The sequence below is a fragment of the Rhizobium sp. AG855 genome (genome assembly GCF_003610655.1).
Taxonomy (GTDB): Bacteria; Pseudomonadota; Alphaproteobacteria; order Rhizobiales; family Rhizobiaceae; genus Allorhizobium; species Allorhizobium wuzhouense.
In genome coordinates this window covers 3032854-3046253 of record NZ_RAQG01000003.1, presented here as the reverse complement: position 1 = coordinate 3046253, position 13400 = coordinate 3032854, and the positions used below count along the sequence as shown (strand labels likewise).

At 60.7% G+C, this 13400-nt stretch carries 14 protein-coding genes; 13 read left to right on the top strand and 1 reads right to left on the bottom strand.

Going from position 1 to position 13400, the window contains the following annotated elements; genetic code table 11:
• Entirely contained in the window at positions 1–855 is an 855-nt protein-coding gene (locus tag DFO46_RS15045) for a Ku protein (RefSeq protein WP_120277830.1), read from the bottom strand.
• 428 nt (positions 856–1283) lie between these two features.
• Here DFO46_RS15045 and DFO46_RS15040 point away from each other — a divergent pair, with 428 nt between their 5' ends.
• From DFO46_RS15040 to DFO46_RS14980, 13 genes are all read left to right on the top strand, one after another.
• A complete protein-coding gene (locus DFO46_RS15040; protein ID WP_120278273.1) occupies positions 1284–2921 on the top strand; it encodes a globin-coupled sensor protein in 1638 nt (545 codons plus the stop codon).
• Positions 2922–3059: 138 nt separating this feature from the next.
• Positions 3060–3359, top strand: coding sequence for an STAS domain-containing protein (locus DFO46_RS15035; protein WP_110789976.1), 300 nt, complete (start codon positions 3060–3062; stop codon positions 3357–3359).
• Complete coding sequence (gene cheY1, locus DFO46_RS15030) at positions 3356–3721, top strand: chemotaxis response regulator CheY1 (protein ID WP_028738986.1); 366 nt, start codon at positions 3356–3358, stop codon at positions 3719–3721. Before DFO46_RS15035 ends, cheY1 begins: the two co-directional genes overlap by 4 nt.
• A 16-nt stretch (positions 3722–3737) precedes the next feature.
• Complete coding sequence (locus tag DFO46_RS15025) at positions 3738–6008, top strand: chemotaxis protein CheA (RefSeq protein ID WP_110789975.1); 2271 nt, start codon at positions 3738–3740, stop codon at positions 6006–6008.
• Positions 6009–6012: 4 nt separating this feature from the next.
• Positions 6013–6480: a chemotaxis protein CheW gene (locus DFO46_RS15020; protein ID WP_110789974.1), complete on the top strand. Its 468-nt coding sequence runs from the start codon at positions 6013–6015 to the stop codon at positions 6478–6480.
• On the top strand, positions 6477–7379 hold the full coding sequence (cheR, locus tag DFO46_RS15015; protein WP_110789973.1) for a protein-glutamate O-methyltransferase CheR: 903 nt from the start codon (positions 6477–6479) through the stop codon (positions 7377–7379). The genes DFO46_RS15020 and cheR overlap by 4 nt, the downstream gene beginning before the upstream one ends.
• Positions 7379–8428: a protein-glutamate O-methylesterase CheB gene (gene cheB / locus DFO46_RS15010; protein WP_110789972.1), complete on the top strand. Its 1050-nt coding sequence runs from the start codon at positions 7379–7381 to the stop codon at positions 8426–8428. Before cheR ends, cheB begins: the two co-directional genes overlap by 1 nt.
• Positions 8428–8817: a response regulator gene (locus DFO46_RS15005; RefSeq protein ID WP_006726293.1), complete on the top strand. Its 390-nt coding sequence runs from the start codon at positions 8428–8430 to the stop codon at positions 8815–8817. The genes cheB and DFO46_RS15005 overlap by 1 nt, the downstream gene beginning before the upstream one ends.
• Entirely contained in the window at positions 8814–9368 is a 555-nt protein-coding gene (gene cheD, locus DFO46_RS15000; protein ID WP_110789971.1) for a chemoreceptor glutamine deamidase CheD, read from the top strand. Before DFO46_RS15005 ends, cheD begins: the two co-directional genes overlap by 4 nt.
• A 13-nt stretch (positions 9369–9381) precedes the next feature.
• Positions 9382–9771 carry a hypothetical protein gene (locus DFO46_RS14995; protein ID WP_110789970.1) on the top strand — a complete coding sequence of 130 codons (390 nt, stop codon included), beginning with the start codon at positions 9382–9384 and terminating at the stop codon, positions 9769–9771.
• Between the two features lie 155 nt (positions 9772–9926).
• Positions 9927–11618, top strand: a complete 1692-nt coding sequence (gene fliF / locus DFO46_RS14990) for a flagellar basal-body MS-ring/collar protein FliF (RefSeq protein ID WP_183041904.1) — start codon at positions 9927–9929, stop codon at positions 11616–11618.
• Positions 11619–11887: 269 nt separating this feature from the next.
• Positions 11888–12634, top strand: coding sequence for a helix-turn-helix transcriptional regulator (locus tag DFO46_RS14985; RefSeq protein WP_110789969.1), 747 nt, complete (start codon positions 11888–11890; stop codon positions 12632–12634).
• 10 nt (positions 12635–12644) lie between these two features.
• Entirely contained in the window at positions 12645–13394 is a 750-nt protein-coding gene (locus DFO46_RS14980; protein WP_110789968.1) for a LuxR C-terminal-related transcriptional regulator, read from the top strand.
• The last annotated feature ends 6 nt before the right edge of the window (positions 13395–13400 follow it).

The following is a 13400-nucleotide window of genomic DNA, read 5'->3' as shown; positions in this document are numbered from 1 at the left end:
TCAGCTCGCCCTTTTCTGCCGCCCCGCCGATGGCGCCGCCTTGCGGCTTTTCGCCGGCTGAGCCTTGCCTTTCGAGCTGGCAGGTGCACCGGCGCTCCTGCGCAGTGCATCCATGAGGCTGGTGACATTCTCCGCCTTGCGCTTCGGCAGCTTCTTCGGCTTGCGGCCGGCGATTTTGGCCCGCACGAGTTCCGCCAGCGCCTCCTCGTATCGGTCTTCGAAGGCCGCCGGGTCGAAGCGTCCCATCTTCGTATCGATGATGTGGCGCGCCAGATCGAGCATCTCGGAATCGATCTTCACCTTGGCGATATCACCGAAGCTTTCAGCCGGATCCCGCACTTCATAATCGTAATTCAGCGTCGTCGCGATCAGACCTGGTCCTTCGGGGCGGATCAGCACGCTGCGGACCCGCCGGAAGAGCACCGTCCGCGCAACGGCGGCCACATTCGTCGCCACCATGGTGTCCCGGATGAGATCATAGGCCTCGACTGATTGTGCATCCGCTGGCGCCAGGAAATACGGCCGCTCGAGATACAGCGTGTCGATGTCAGCGCAGGGAAGAAAGGTCGACATCTCCAGCCGCTTGTCGCTGTCGGGAACAGCCTCTCGGATTTCCTCTGCTTCCAGCACGACGGTGTGTCCGTCCGCCTGATCGTAACCCTTGACGAGGTCGTCCTTGTCGACGGCTTTGCCCGTATCCTCATCGACATATTGCCGCCTGACCCGGTTGCCCGTGTCGCGGTTGATGATGTGAAAGGACGTTCTTTCCTGAGCGTCGATGGCCGAAAAGAGGGCAACGGCGCATCCCACATCCCCGATCGACAGATAACCCTTCCAGATCGCCCGTGCGCTCACGTCTCACTCCCGTGTTTCGCTTCGAACGAGCGCGGTGACAGCTTTGTTCCACCATGGGTTCCCGGTGAAAATCGGAATGTCTGGAGAAGAAACAAAAATGATCGCTAATATTAGATGGATCAGGACTACGGCGAAGTTTTATTAACCTTCAGGCAAGGAATTAACCATAAACATGAGTGGACACGTCGGAGTGGGACTCACCTCGAGTTTCCTTCGGGCATGACGCCGTCCCGTCGTACCGGTTTTGGTCCGGTTTGAAATGTTCATGAAATCTGTTCGACGAACCGCCTGTCCATGACACGGAAGGCGACGGAGGCTTCGGCCCCCGCCAGCTTTATCGTGCCAAATCAAGGCGATCACCGAACCGACGGGGAAGCACCGGTCTCGCAGGAGCCGGCGGCGATGCGGTAGGAATGACAAGTCAGGGCATGTCGACGGAGCGGGCGGCGGGATCACAGGCGGGAAGCCTGCGCGACCGGCTGCGCTTTGCCGGTCTTGACGAAAGTCAGTGCGAGCTGCTGCGTCAGAACCGTCATCTGCTCTCACCGCAGCTGAAGACGGCGCTCCGAGATCTTTTCCAGCGTCTGCAGACCTCTCCTGATGCCGCCCGCGCATTTACAAGCGAACGCCAGTACGACCGCTTCCACGACCTTCTGTCCTCCCACTGGGATGTCCTGACGGATGCCCGTTTCGATGGTCTCTATGCCGAGCGCGTGAAGGTCCTGTCGGACAGCGAAAGCCGGATGGGGCTCGATCCGCGTTGGCACATCGCCGGCCATGCCGTGGTGCTGGAACATCTGGTGACCGCCGTGGTTTCTGAGGCGACCGGCTCCGGTCTGTTGCCGTCAAGCCGACGCAAGCAGCGTGAGATCAGTGATCTCGTCAGCTCCCTCATTCGCCTCGTGATGGTTGACGTCGAGATCGCCGTCTCGCTGCGCTTCAACGAATTGCGCCTCAAGCATCACCGCGACATGGCCGCCCAGCGCATCGAGGATCGCGCCGAGTTCGAGGCGATATTCCGCCCGGTTGTCGACGGTCTCGCTGAAGGCGATCTGACCGTGCGTGTCGCACCGGATGTCTCGGACGCCTATTCCGACATGTCGACACGCATGAACGATGCGTTGGAGAATCTGCAGTCTGCATTCCTTGCCTCCGAAGAAAAAGTTTCCCGCGCCATGGGTGCGACCGATCAGGTTGCCACGAGCGCGCGGGATTATGCCGGCCGTGTCGAGAGCCAGTCGGAAACGCTGGCAGAGACGGGACGGGCACTGGAAACGCTGACAGCCGGCGTTCGTGACAGCGTTGTGCGCACGAAGAAGGCAGAAGGCACGGTCGCCGCGACCCGTCAGTCGGTCGAGGCGAGCGGCCACGTGGTTGGTCAGGCGATTGCCGCCATGGCCGATATCGAAGCCTCTGCCGAACAGATTGGCCACATCATCGGCGCCATCGACGAAATCGCCTTCCAGACCAATCTTCTGGCGCTGAACGCCGGGATCGAAGCGGCCCGAGCCGGCGACAGCGGTCGCGGCTTCGCCGTCGTCGCGCAGGAAGTCCGCGCGCTCGCGCAGCGTTCGGCTGATGCCGCCCGTGAAATCAAGACCCTCGTTGCGACCACCAAGAACCAGGTCGAAGCCGGGGTCGACATGGTTGCGCGCACACAAGGCGCAATTGCAGATATCGTCGTCCAGGTCGGTGACATCAGCGGGACCGTTTCCGATATCGCCCGCCAGACGGACCTCCATGCCGGAGAACTCGGCGGGCTAACGGCGACAGTGGCTGGCCTTGGCGCCGACCTGTCAAGCACCGCAGATCTGGCCCGGCGCACCAGTGACGGCTCTCAGGATCTGCACGCGGTCATCCTCGAACTCGGGGCGACCATTCGCGAATTCCACATCGAGCGCCAGTCGCGTCCGCAGCGCAGCACAACGCCGCAGATCCAGATCTCAAATGCTCGAAACACGGGCTCTGCCGCCGTTCACAGCACGTCCGTGAGCGGATCAACTGACAGTGAATCGCTTGCGGAGGACTTCGCAATGTCCTTCCCGCTCGCAGGCCTGGGAGGTTGAGAAGATTGTTTACCACCATACGCTACAACAGAAATCGACGGGCGTGCATCGCGACAAGGCTGACGGTGGAATGGTTCAACCGACAGAAGCTGTTCGGGCATGTTGCGGCGGTGGCCACATCGGACAAGGAAAATAATGATGGCGAGTAAGAAAGGCGAACAGAAAGGTTTGAAACTGGCAGCAGTCTTGGACCTGAACGAGGCATCCAATCTCAAGGCCAACATCCTGGCCATGCGCGGCGCGCCACTGACCATCGACGCCTCCGGCGTTGAACGTCTCGGTGCTCAATGCGCACAGGTTCTTCTGGCTGCGGCCAAGGCCTGGGAAGTCGACAAGCATCCGTTCTCGTTTGGAAAGGCCTCTGAAGCCTTTCTCAAAACCCTTCAACTGATTGGCGTGAACATCGATCATCTGCTCGCTAAGGAGATCCGGCAATGAAGAAAAAAGTGCTTACCGTGGATGACTCCAGAACTATCAGGAACATGCTTCTGGTCACCTTGAACAATGCGGGCTTCGAAACCATCCAGGCCGAAGACGGTGTCGAAGGTCTGGAAGTGCTCGAAGAATGCAACCCTGATGTCATCGTGACCGACATCAACATGCCGCGTCTCGACGGCTTCGGCTTCATCGAAGGCGTTCGCCGCAACGAGAAGTATCGCGCCATTCCGATCCTGGTCCTGACCACGGAAAGCGATGCCGAGAAGAAGAACCGGGCTCGCCAGGCTGGCGCTACCGGCTGGATCGTCAAGCCGTTCGATCCGACCAAGCTGATCGATGCCATCGAGCGTGTAACCGCCTAAGCCAGGAATTTTTCCTATGGATATGAACGAAATCAAAGAGATCTTCTTCCAGGAGTGCGAGGAGCAGCTCGCCGAACTGGAATCCGGTCTTCTGAAAATGAATGACGGGGATCGCGATCCGGAAACGGTCAATGCCGTGTTTCGGGCCGTTCACTCCATCAAGGGCGGTGCCGGCGCATTTGGTCTCGATGACCTGGTCGCCTTCGCGCACGTCTTTGAAACGACTCTTGATTGCGTTCGATCCAACAAGCTGGACCCTGGCCCTGAGGTCATGAAGGTCATGCTCAAGTCAGCCGACGTTCTGGCTGACCTGGTCACGGCATCCCGCGATGGCGTTGGTGTCGATCCGGGCCGCTCGAGCGGGCTGGTCAAGGAACTGGAGCAGTTGGCAAATGGCGAATTGCCGGCGCCTTCCGCTGCTGCTGCCCCTGCGCCCAAGCCTGCCGCTCCTGCACCGGTTGCCGCAGCGCCTGCGCCATCGGACGACAGCGGCTTCCAACCCATCCCGTTTACCTTCGACGGTTTCGGCGGCGAGGAAGAGCAGACGGTCGTTCCCTCCACCTTCGAAGTCACATTCAAGCCGCGCCGCGAACTCTACGGCAAAGGCAACGAGGCAGCACTGCTGCTGAGAGACCTGTCGCGCCTCGGCGACATGAGCATTCACTGCAATACCGACGACCTGCCGCCGCTTGACGAGATGGACCCGGAAGCGGCCTATTTCAGCTGGAAGATCCAGATCACCGCCGAAAAGGGTGAAGAAGGCATCCGCCAGGTCTTCGAATTCGCCGAATGGGATTGCGACCTCGAGATCAAGGTCGTCGAAACGGAAACCAAGGAAGCGGCAGAAGAGCTGCCGATGGTTCCGGTTCCCTTCGACCTTTCGGCGCTCGACGAGGGCCCGGAAGCCGACACCGACAACGGTGCGCAGGAGGCGGTCACCGCTGCCGTTGCCGCAGCCGAGACGGCGTCCAACGTGGTGAAGATGGCAGCGGGTGCTGCCAAGCCCGAGAAGAAGGAATCGCCCGCCGCTGCCGCCGCAGCCGCAGCAGCAGCTGCGGCCGCTCAGGCCAACAGCGCCGCCGGCCAGACCATCCGCGTCGATCTCGACCGCGTCGACCGCCTGATCAACCTGGTGGGCGAGCTCGTCATCAACCAGGCCATGCTGTCGCAGAGCGTCATTGAAAACGATGCGACCGGGACCTCGGCCGTCAATATGGGCCTCGACGAGCTGCAGCAGCTCACCCGCGAGATCCAGGACTCGGTCATGGCGATCCGCGCGCAGCCGGTGAAGCCTGTCTTCCAGCGCATGTCGCGTATCGTTCGCGAAGTTGCCGACATGGTCGGCAAGTCGATCCGCCTGGTCACGGAAGGCGAAAACACCGAAGTCGACAAGACGGTTATCGACAAGCTCGCCGAGCCGCTGACCCACATGATCCGTAATGCCGTCGACCACGGCATTGAAACACCCGAAAAGCGTGCCGCTGCCGGCAAGAATCCGGAAGGCACGGTCAAGCTGACCGCGAAGCATCGTTCGGGCCGCATCGTCATCGAACTCGTCGACGACGGCGCGGGTATCAACCGCGAGCGCGTCCGCCAGAAAGCCATCGACAACGATCTGATCGCGGCCGATAGCAACCTGACAGACGAAGAGATCGACAACCTGATCTTCGCGCCGGGCTTCTCCACCGCCGACAAGATCTCCGACATCTCCGGTCGTGGCGTCGGCATGGATGTGGTCAAGCGCTCGATCCAGGCACTCGGCGGTCGTATCTCGATCACCTCGCGTCCGGGCCAGGGCTCGACCTTCACCATGAGCCTTCCGCTGACGCTTGCCGTTCTCGACGGCATGGTCGTCACGGTGGCTGGCCAGACCCTCGTCGTTCCCTTGACGGCGATCGTTGAAACCTTGCAGCCGGAAGCCCGCAACATCCATTCCTTCGGTGCAAACCAGCGGCTGATCTCGATCCGTGACAGCTTCTGCCCCTTGGTGGATGTCGGCCGGATCCTCAACTTCCGCGGCACGCAGGCCAATCCGGTGGAAGGCGTTGCCCTTCTGGTGGAATCGGAAGGTGGCGGCCAGCGTGCCCTCATGGTCGATGCGATCCAGGGCCAGCGCCAGGTCGTCATCAAGTCGCTTGAGGCCAACTACACCCATGTTCCGGGCATTGCCGCCGCAACCATCCTCGGGGATGGCCGCGTGGCACTGATCCTCGACGTGGACGCCGTCGTCGCCGCCTCTCGCGGTCAGTCACTCAAGCAGGAAATGTCGCTAGCCGTCGCAGGGTAATCGTATGTCGTATGCGGTGAAAAACTTGATTGAAGGGGCCCGGGAGCTCATCGCCTTCCGGGTAGGCGATCAGGAATTTTGTGTGAACATCATGGCTGTCAGGGAGATCAGGGGCTGGACCCCGGTAACCCCGCTGCCTCACGCGCCGCAATACGTCATGGGCGTGATCAATCTGCGCGGTGCCGTCCTGCCGATCGTCGACCTCTCGCTCCGTCTGGGCATGAGGTCGGCAGAACCGACCGCCCGCCACGTCATCATCGTGGCGCAGGTCAAGTCAAAGGTCATCGGCCTGCTGGTCGATGCCGTGTCGGATATCCTGACGGTGACCGACGAAAACATACAGCCGACGCCGGAGATCTCCTCCGACCTTGGAAGACTATACGCCCGCGGCATTCTCGCGATCGATAAGCGGATGATCTGCTTCATCGAGCTTGGTGCTCTGTTCAACGACGCCGAAAGCGAGGCTGCATGACGATCGCAATGAGCACATCCCGTCAATCCGACGACGAAGTACTGGCCAGCGGCGAATACCCGCTGACCCGTCGGGATTTGAACGAGATTGCATCGATGATCTACTCGGATGCCGGGATCGCGCTGAACGATTCCAAGGCTTCGCTGGTCTATTCGCGTCTGTCCAAGCATATCCGCAATCTCGGCCTGTCCGGTTTTCGCGCCTATTGCCAGCTGGTTTCATCGCCGGAAGGTGCCGCTGAACGGCGCGAAATGCTGTCGCACCTGACCACCAATTTCACCCGCTTCTTCCGGGAAAACCACCATTTCGAACATCTCCGCGACGAGGTGCTGCCGGGCCTGATCCAGCGTGCCAAGTCTGGTGGTCGTGTGCGCATCTGGTCGGCTGCAAGCTCGGACGGGCAGGAGCCCTATTCGATCGCGCTCACCGTCTTTCAGGCGTTCCCGAATGTCCTGGACTATGATTTCAAGATCCTTGCGACCGACATCGATCCGAAGATCCTGGCAATCGCCCGGCAGGGGGCCTATGACGAGCAGGCGCTTGAAACCGTGTCGCCGGCCATCCGCAAGCAGTGGTTCAAGGAAGTCGAGATCGCAGGCCGCCGCAAGTGGCAGGTCGATGACCGCTTGAAGCGGCTGATCACCTACAACGAGCTGAACCTGATGGCCCAATGGCCCTTCAAGGGCAAGTTCGACGTCATCTTCTGCCGCAACGTTGTCATCTATTTCGACGAACCGACCCAGGTCCGCATCTGGAACCGTTTCTGCGAACTGCTGCCCGTCGGCGGCCATCTCTATATCGGCCATTCCGAGCGTGTTTCCGGCGAGGCGAAGAACGACTTCGACAACATCGGCATCACCACCTATCGCTATCTCGGCAAGCAGGGAGGGCGCAGGTAATGGCTTCTCCTGCACGTGTTCTCGTTGTCGATGACAGCCCGACGATGCGAGGGCTGATCACGGCGGTCCTCAGCCAGGATCCTGATGTCAGCGTCATCGGCCAGGCCGGCGACGCCATGGAAGCGCGGGCCGCGATCAAGCAGCTCAACCCTGATGTGGTCACGCTGGATATCGAGATGCCGAATATGAACGGCCTCGAATTCCTCGAGAAGATCATGAAGTTACGGCCCATGCCCGTGATCATGGTCTCGACCATGACCCATCGCGGTGCCGAGGCGACGCTCGCTGCGCTCGAAATCGGCGCCTTCGACTGTGTCGCAAAGCCCCAGCCCGGCGAGCCGCGCCCCTTCGGCGAGCTGGCCGACAAGGTCAAGGCTGCCGCCCGATCGCAGCACCGCTACAATCATCCCGCAGTTCAGGCCCAGCCTGTGCAGCCGGCGGCCGTTGCCGACTTCCGCGTCGGTCGCAAGATCGTCGCGATCGGCTCCTCGACCGGCGGTGTGGAAGCGCTGATCGCGGTCTTGCAGAAATTCCCGCGCAATTGCCCGCCCACGGTGATCACGCAGCATATGCCGCCCACCTTTACCAAGAGCTTTGCCGAGCGGTTGAACCGCCTTTGCGCGCCGGTGGTTGAGGAAGCGACGGATGGCGCGCGGCTCGAAATCGGCAAGATCTATCTGGCGCCGGGTGGCGAACGCCATCTGCAGGTGTCCAACGTCAATGCGCCCTGCTGTCGCCTGATCGAGCGCGCACCGGTCAACGGCCATCGCCCGTCCGTCGACGTCCTTTTTGACTCGGTTGCTGAACTTGCCGGCCGAAATGCCGTCGGCGTCATTCTCACGGGAATGGGCCGCGACGGAGCCTCCGGCCTCCTGAAGATGCGCCATGCCGGCGCACGCACGATCGGCCAGAACGAAAAGACCTGTGTGGTCTACGGAATGCCACGCGTCGCTCACGAACTGGGCGCCGTCGAGCATCAGCTACCCCTGACTTCCATTGGGGAGGAAATCCTCAAACTCACTGCCGCCCGAAAAGAAGGTATCGAATAATGTCCCTAGCTGAAAAAATCAAAGTTCTGATCGTAGACGATCAGGTCACAAGTCGCCTTCTCCTCAGCGACGCGCTGACCCAGCTCGGCTTCAAGCAGATCACTGCCGCCGGTGACGGTGAGCAGGGTATGAAGATCATGGAGCAGCAGCCCCATCATCTGGTCATCTCGGACTTCAACATGCCGAAGATGGACGGATTGGGCCTCCTGCAGGCCGTGCGCACCAATCCCAACACCAAGAAGGCCGCGTTCATCATCCTGACCGCCCAGGGCGACCGGGCGCTGGTTCAGAAAGCTGCACAGTTGGGCGCCAACAACGTCCTCGCCAAGCCCTTCACCATCGAGAAGATGAAGGCGGCGATTGAAGCTGTATTCGGAGCACTGAAATGATCGAAGACGGGGCAGCGAAACGCGTCCATATCATTCAGGGGGAATGGAAGGTGGCCAAGGACCCGAATGTGGTTCTCTCGACCATCCTCGGGTCGTGTGTTGCTGCCTGTATTCGCGATCCGATCGCAGGTGTCGGTGGCATGAACCACTTCCTCCTGCCAGGTTCGGCGGTACCGGGTGCCGGTGGCGGTGACGCCACCCGGTACGGTGTTCACCTCATGGAGCTGCTGATCAACGGTCTTCTCAAGCAGGGCGCCCGCAGGGACCGACTTGAGGCGAAGATTTTCGGTGGCGCCAAGACGATCGCGACGTTCTCCAATGTCGGAGAGCAGAATGCCGCCTTCGCTCAGCAGTTCCTGCGCGACGAAGGCATCAAGGTAGTGGGTTCGTCGACGGGCGGCGATCACGGCCGAAAACTGGAATTCTGGCCTGTCAGTGGTCGGGCAAGGCAGTATCCGCTCACGGGCGCAGAAACGCAGAAGACGGTCGCTCTGGAACAGCGTCCCGTACCTGTCGCCAAGCCGGTGGAAAGTTCAATCGAGTTTTTCTAGTACTGGAAATCGGATGCAAAACGAAAACAGAACCGACAATCAGGGTTTCCAGGAAGAACTGCCGGAAATTCTCATGCGCATCGTCAGTGAGCTCCACGACGTGGCTTACTTGATCGAGCGTGTCGAGCCGCAGTTGCTGGAACTCGGCGGTCCGAACGTGCTCGCGTCCCCGGACAGCGTGAAGGTTCTCCAGGGCATCGACCTTGCAGTCCAAAAGGCACGGGGCCTGGCGGAATTCATCGACACGATCACGGCCACCATTCCGAATGACTGGATGATCGACATGACGACCGCTCTCAGCCTCGTCAAGCTTGCCGATATGCAGAAGGCCCTTGGCGCCGGATTGCGTCACGGCCATTCCCAGCCGCTGGTCAAGGCGGCCGGAGACTTCGACTTCTTCTGAGTGTCCGGAAACGGACGGCGGATCCAGTACGTGCCTGAACAGCCGAAATGACTTCGGCTTTTCCGCCCCGCGAAACGTTCGCACAAGTTTCGCTTTCTATTGTCTCGCCAAGGGCTAAAGCGCCCAGACCTTTCATGTTGATGGTGCGAGACAGAATGAATCTGTTAAATCAAGTACTTCAGATATCAAAAAACTTTGCGGCGATGGGTCAGGCGAAGCTCTTGGCCATGGCCGGTGTCACGCTCGTTTCCTTCGCAATCATCATTGCCGGCGCTCTCTACGTTAACAAACCCTCCTTTGAAACGCTTTATGTCGGCCTGGAACCGGTCGATCTCAACCAGATCAGCATCGCCCTCGCCGAAGCCGGCATCGATTTCGAGACCGGCAGCGATGGCGCCAGCGTCATGGTGCGCGCCGGTATGACCGGCAAGGCGCGTCTTCTCCTCGCCGAGCGGGGCCTGCCCAACAGCGCCAATGCCGGCTACGAACTCTTCGACAATGTCGGCTCGCTCGGCCTGACGTCGTTCATGCAGGAAGTGACCCGTGTCCGCGCTCTGGAGGGTGAAGTCGCACGCACCATCCAGCAGATTGCCGGCATCGCGGCTGCCCGTGTGCACATCGTGATGCCCGACGTCGGCAACTTCCGCCGTGGCGAACAGAAGCCGACCGCCTCCGTCATGATTCGTGCCTCCTCGGATGCCGGCCGGAAGGCCGCCGGTTCGATCCGCCAATTGGTCGCCTCGTCCGTCCCGGGCCTCAATGTCGAGGATGTGACGATTCTTGATTCCACCGGCCAGCTTCTTGCAGCCGGCGATGAGACCGGCGGTGAAGCCGCACGGTCCCTCGGCGTCGTCCAGTCGGTCCAGCGGGAAATCGAGACAAACATCGACAAGGCGCTTGCGCCTTTCCTTGGCATGGACAACTTCCGCTCCAGCGTCACCGCCCAGATCAACACCGACAGCCAGCAGATCCAGGAAACGATCTACGATCCGGAATCGCGCGTCGAACGGTCTGTCCGGGTGACCAAGGAAGCGCAGAAATCCCAGCAGCGGCAGTCTGATACTGCGGCAACCGTCGAGCAGAACATTCCCCAGGCTGCCCCCCAGGCGGGCGGCAACGGTCCTGAATCCACCGACGAGCAGGACAAGAAGGAAGAGCAGACCAACTACGAGATCAACAGCAAGACGGTCGCGACCGTCAAGAACAGCTATGTCGTCGAAAAGCTGTCCGTTGCCGTCGTCGTCAATCGCGGTCGCATCGCCAAGATGGTTGGCGAACCGGTCGACCAGGCGAAGATCGACGCCTATCTTGCCGAAATGCAGAAGATCGTCGCGTCTGCCTCTGGCCTCGACACGGCACGCGGCGACGTCGTCACCCTGACCGCGATGGACTTCTTGGAAAACCAGCTTCTGGAAGAATCCGCGACCGGCCCCGGCGTCATGGAAATCCTCAGCCGCAATCTCGGCGGCATCATCAACTCGCTTGCCTTCGTCGCCGTGGCATTCCTGATTGTCTGGATGGGTCTCCGTCCGATGATCCGCTCGGCGGGTGGCGGTGCGGATCCGGCCCTTGCTGGCGGTATCGGCGAGCAGGCGGCCGGCCTCGAGTTGCCCGACTTCTCGCCGGCCATCGGCGGCGGCAGCGCCGGCGGCCTCATGGACGGCTTCGGCTCGGACTTCGGCTTCGATTCCACCGACGACCTCCTGTCAATGGACGACGATCCGAACGGTGGCTTCAATCGCCGGGTCAAGGAAGGTCCCGAACGGCGTCTGTCGCGCATGGTGGAGATCTCCGAAGAGCGTGCCGCCAAGATCCTGCGCAAATGGGCTGTGGAAAACGCAGCCTGACAACAACTGGATTGAGTATTGCGAACCGCGCCCCAAAGGCGCGGTTTTCCTTTGTGCGGCCGGCCGGGTCTATTGAATTGCGGGGCGTGGTAGAGCATTCTCGTGTTGTGTTCCGCAATACCGGATCTACTTGTGACCTTTGCCACTTTATATTTTAGAATGAACATGATTCGTTACGATGATGGCGGGACTGCCGTTGAGTCGGCACGAACTGATTCGGACTGCAGGCGGGTGGTCCGGACGGCGATGACATCGAGGGGACTGGGCGGATGGATGCCGAGCTGACAAAGGGGCAAGCGGAAGGACTGGCGCATGCGGTCGATTCCGGCGCGCCTTTGCAGGCTTCGGCGTCTAAGGACATCCTGATCCGCAAGCTCACGTCCCCGGCGCTGGCCGGCGACATCGCCCACTGCCTGCGGCTTCTGTGCCAATATGTCGGTTCCTCACACTACCTGCTGGCGCGTTATGACCTCGTGCAGGAAGAGGGGCTCGACTTTGTCGTCGCGGCGGATTGGCCGTTCGACATGGTCCGTCGTCTCGAAAGCGAGCTGGCGACGAGCTATTCGCAGTCGACCGAGCTTGAGAAATGCCTGTCGGTCCTGCAGCCGAAATACAATATTCTCCCTGACGACGTGTATGTGCCGCTGGGCCTCAGCCGCCAATACTGCTCCATCACTCTGAATGTCGGTCGCACACGCCTCGCCCTGATGCTGCTTTTCCCGCAGGATTTCGTTCTCTCTCCGGAGCGTTTGCGCGAAGTCGGCCTGCTTTCGGGTTATGCCCTGAGCCTGTCGACGACAAAGGGCCAGAAGAGCGAGCGTGATTTTGAACTGACCGACCGTGAACTCGAATGCCTGTTCTGGATCGCCGAAGGCAAGACGAGCGACGAGATCGCCACGATCCTCGGCATCTCCCGCAACACGATCAACAACTACATCACCAGCGTGATGCGCAAGACAGCGACGAAGACCAGATCGGAGGCCATTGCCTATGCGGTCCGAAACAATCTTGTCTAGGGGAGGCGGAATGGCCAACAACAGCAGGCCGGGTGGATCCATCCTGGAAGATGCCACTTGGTCGGGCCAGCGTCCGGTCACCTCGCGTTCCGATATTTTCCCCAAGCTCGTTTCGCTTCAGCGCTCATTGAATGCCCGTGGTTTTGCAGCCTTCCGCATCGCGGGCGCCAACCTTCCCCACAAGCGCCGCCTGGACCCCGAATTCGAGAACTGGAGCCCGGGCCTTGCGAGTGGCCGGGATGCTTTCATCGCCGCCTATGGGGAAACACTGCTGGCGCATATCGAAGTCTCGACGCAACCGATCCTGTGGAGTGCCGAAGAGAAGACGAGCTTCCTCGACGCGTCCGATTTCACGCCCTTCGTGCATCAGCTTGAAGCGCGCCTCCTGCCATATTCAGGCATTGCCTTTCCGGTGCGCCTGGGCGCTGTAGGCAACGGCTACGTTGTCTTCCCGACGATCGGCGGCGCGGATCTGCCGGGGGATCTGATCCTTGCGGTCCACAGCCGCTGCTACAAGGTGATGACCGATATTCTGTCGCTTGATGAGCGCCGCGCCGCGCCCTCGGAGACGCTCAGCGAACGCGAGATCGCCTGCCTGCAACTGGCGGGTGATGGTCGCATCAGCGAAGAAATCGCGGAGCGCCTGAATCTCTCGGTACACACGGTCAACGCCTATCTCGGATCGGCTACGATCAAGCTGGATTCGGTCAACCGCATCCAGGCGATCGCCAAGGCGATCCGCCTTGGCTACATCACCTGATCCATC